Below are 4374 nucleotides of genomic sequence, written 5' to 3'. Positions count from 1 at the left end.
GATGTGTTGGGGGCGTGGCATTGCTTGTAGTGGGGCGCGGGCGGGGGCGTCGTGGTGGCGGTGTAGGTAGTCGGCCAGGTTTGCCACGGTGGAGGCGTCGAATAGGTAGCGCACGGGGACTTGTCTGTTGAGTGCTGATTGCAGCCGTGCGCTGACTCGGGTGGCGATCAATGAGTCCCCGCCCAGGGCGAAGAAGTCGTCGTCGAGTCCGACGCGGTCTAGTCCTAACACTTCGGCGAATACGTCGGCGACGATCTTTTCGGTCTGGGTCTGCGGCGCCCGGAAGGGTGTGGTGGCAAACACCGGTGCTGGCAGTGCTTTTCGGTCGACCTTGCCCGAGGAGGTCAACGGGAATTCGTCGAGCACCATGATGTGGGCCGGCACCATGTAATCGGGCAACCTTGTGCTCAACCATTGCCGCACCGCGCTGATCTTGGTGTTGGTTTGGGGATCATTGGCGTAGGTATTGCGTTGGTGGACCCCGGCAGGGGGCAGGTAGAGGTCGGTCAGCGGTGGGGTGTGCTGGCCATCGCAGTCAGCGGGGATAACCAAGACGGCATCAAGAGTGCCCGGTTGGGCACCCCAGGTGAGCGCGACGTGGTAGCCGGCGGTTTGACCCAGGCGATGCAATTGTTCGGGAGTGGCGGCCTCAGCGGCCGCGCTGGCCGCTTGAGCCACCGCATCGGCTAGCGGCAGCCCAGCGGCCAAGCCGGCTTCGATACCGACATCAGTGATCAGTCCGGCGCGGGGAATGTCGGTGATGCGCACGGCGTCTGGACGTTGCGATATCAACTCGGCATGCAATCCACTAAGGCCGGCGCATTGAGTCCATGCCCAGCTGGGTGCACCAGCCAATGAACGAACCGCCGTGGGGGTCTTGTGGATGGTGACGTCATAGCGGTACCGGGTCAACTCGTTGTCGGCCAGCCCACATTTGACTTCGATATCGAGCCCGGCCACCGATGCATGGTCGGCGGCCCAGGTGGTGAAAAACTCTGGAGCCAGCAGTAATTCAGGCTCACCAAGCACGGCGCGATGGACTCGTTGACGAATCTCAGCGGTGTCCTCACCGGTGGTGCGGGCCAGCGCGACACCGGTCTGAAACGCGCTTTGCAAGCTGTGGTTACGCACATCGCCGATGAACAACGCCCCACCCGGTGCCAGCAATCGCATCGCCACCACCAACACATCGGTCAGATACCCCGCACTGGGGAAATACTGAACCACCGAGTTGAGCACCACCACATCGAAATGGCCCTCCGGCAGCCCATCGGCCACATCGGCCGGCTGCACCCGCAACTGCACCCGATCCCCCCACGGCTGCCCAGCCCCCAGCGCCTGCAGCCGCTGAATCGTGGGCGCAGAGAAATCGGTACCCCAATACTCCACACACACCGGGGCGATCTGCGACAACACCAGCCCAGAGCCCACGCCGATCTCCAACACCCGCCGCGGCCCCAGAGCCATGATCCGATCCACCGTGGCCGACCGCCACTCCACCATCTCCTCAAGCGGAATCGGATCATCGGTGTAGCTGCTATTCCACCCCCGGAAATCCATACCAAACCCCGACACCGCAACATCAGCGTCATAGAGCTTGTCGTAGATGTGTTGCCACTGGCCAACAATCTCGGCCTCGTCATCAGCAACAGTGACGGTGTGCTCAAGAGCCACATAGGCGACCAAATGCGAGCCAGTGTCACCGTGATGCACAGTGGCCGCGCCCTGGATGACCTGCGGACAAGCCAACAGCGCGTTTTCAATTTCCCCCAACTCCAGACGCTGTCCACGCAACTTGATCTGAGTATCGGCCCGACCCAGATACTCCAAAGTGCCCGCAGACGTCCAACGCACCACATCACCGGTGCGATACATCCGCGCCCCCGCACCCCCATAGGGGTTGGCCACAAACCGTTCCGCAGTCAACTCCGTGCGCCCGATGTAACCGTGGGCCAACGCCGGCCCCGCCAAATACAACTCACCCACCACCTTGACCGGCGCCGGACTCAGCCGCCCATCAAGCACCAACGCACTAACCCCCGGAATCGGGACACCAATACTGACCGGCTGCCCCGCCACCAACGCACCACAGCTAGCCCAAATCGTGACCTCGGTCGGACCATAGGCGTTAAACATCCGCCGACCCGGCGCCCAAGCGGCCACCAACTCCCCCGCACAGGCCTCCCCACCAGTGATCAACGTGCCCAACCCATCTAGACGAGCGCGATCCAACGACGCCAGCACCGTCGGAGTCAACAACGCCGCACTGACCCGCTGAGCCTGCAACAACGCAGCCAACGCCTCCCCGCCATAAACATCCGCAGACGCCACCACCAACGCCGCCCCCGACGCCACCGCCAACAACCACTCAAACACCGACGCATCAAAAGTCGGCGCAGCCACCATCAACACCCGCGCACCCACGCCCAACCCGAACACCTCACGATGGGCCGCCGCCACCCCCAACAGACCCGCGTGACTGACCGCCACCCCTTTAGGAACACCAGTAGATCCCGAAGTGAAGATCACATACGCGGTGTTATCCACTCCCAACGGAGCCAACCGCTGAGCATCGACAATCGGATCCGCACTACCCCCGCAAAGATCCAACCCGTCGACGCGCAGCACCGGCCGCGGCCCAGCCGCCACCAAAACATCAACACCGCAAGTCAATACACACACAGCCCCTGCCGCATCCAACACCGCAGCAACCCGCTCCACCGGATGAGCCCGATCCACCGGCACATACACCCCACCAGCCTTGAGCACCGCCCACCACGCCACCACCAACTCCACACACCGATCCATCGCCACGCCCACCGCACGCTCAGGACCCACCCCCACCTCAATCAGCACCCGCGCCAACCGCGTCGAGCACCCATCAAGCTCGCCATACGACAGCCGCCGGCTACCATCGATGACCGCCACCGCACCCGGATCGGCAGCCACCGCCGCCGCCAACAACTGCGGCGCCACCCCCACCGGCGCACCCACCCCCACACCAGACCACCCCGCCAGCACCAAATCCCGCTCACCGGCATCCAGCAACGACACCTCACCCACCACCACCGAGGCATCAGCAGTCACCGCCTCGACCACCCGCCCAAACCAAGCCACCAACCGCTCAACAGTGGCCCGGTCAAACAAATCCGTGGCATACAACACCACCCCCGCAGCCATCGACGCACCCGGATCCTCAGTAGCCACCTCACTTAACTCAATATCCAGATCAAATTTGGCGGTGCGAGTAAACACCGCCAACGGCTCAACACCAACCCCATCAAGCACCATCTCGGGACGCACATTGTTCTGGAAGGCCATCGCCACCTGAAACAGCGGATGATGCGCCGCAGAACGCACCGGATTGAGCTGCTCAACCAACAACTCAAACGGAACATCCTGATTGCTATAGGCATCCAGCGCCTTCTGACGCACCCGCTCAAGCACATCACTGAACCGATGCCCAGAACTGACACCCACCCGCAACACCCACATATTGACGAAAAACCCGACCAAATCATCAAGCGCCGCATCCGCCCGCCCAGCAATCGGCGAGCCCATCACCACGTCATCACCGGCCCCAACCCGGTGCAACACCACCGCCAACACCGCCTGCAACACCATCGAAGCCGTCGCATTATGCGCAGCCGCCACCCGCTTAACCCCCGCCCACACCAGCGGGTCAATACGCAACTCCACCGCTTCACCGCGATAACTAGGCACCGGCGGACGAACCCGATCCGTCGGCAGCGACACCACCTCAGGCAGATCAGCCAACTCCTGCAACCAATACCGCAACTGCCCAGCAATCACACTGCCCGGATCAGACTCCACCCCCAACCACTCCTGCTGCCACAACGCATAATCGGCATAATGCACCGCCAACGGCACCCACCCCGGCGCCTGCCCCACACACCGACTGGCATAAGCCGCCCCCAAATCCCGCGCCATCGGAGCCAACGACCAACCATCAAAAGCAATGTGGTGCACCACAATACCCACCACATACTGCTCACACCCCACCGCAAAAATCTGCACACGAATCGGAATCTCAGCCGACAAATCAAACCGATACCCCGCCAACCCCACCAACGCCGCCACCACATCGCCCTCCGGCAACGACACCACCGCCGCATCCCCGACCCGCCACATCCCCGACCGAGCCGGCAACACCTCCTGGAACGGCACACCATCCACATCAGGAAAAACCGTCCGCAACGACTCATGACGCGCAATCACATCATCAAGCGCCGCCCCAAACGCCTCAACATCCAACGCCCCACTAATCCGCAACGCAGTCGGCATGTTATACGTCGCAACCCCACCCTCAAACCGATCGATAAACCACAACCGACTCTGCGCAAACGACAACGG

Annotated in this window: 1 protein-coding gene; it reads right to left on the bottom strand. The window is 62.5% G+C overall.

The annotated features are described in order from the left end of the window. On the bottom strand, window positions 1-4374 hold a 4374-nt coding region (locus tag AC5Y5W_RS24785), incomplete at both ends, for a non-ribosomal peptide synthetase (protein ID WP_500022654.1).

The organism is Mycobacterium sp. NGS51 (assembly GCF_059812525.1).
This window is presented reverse-complemented; position numbering and strand designations above follow the sequence as displayed.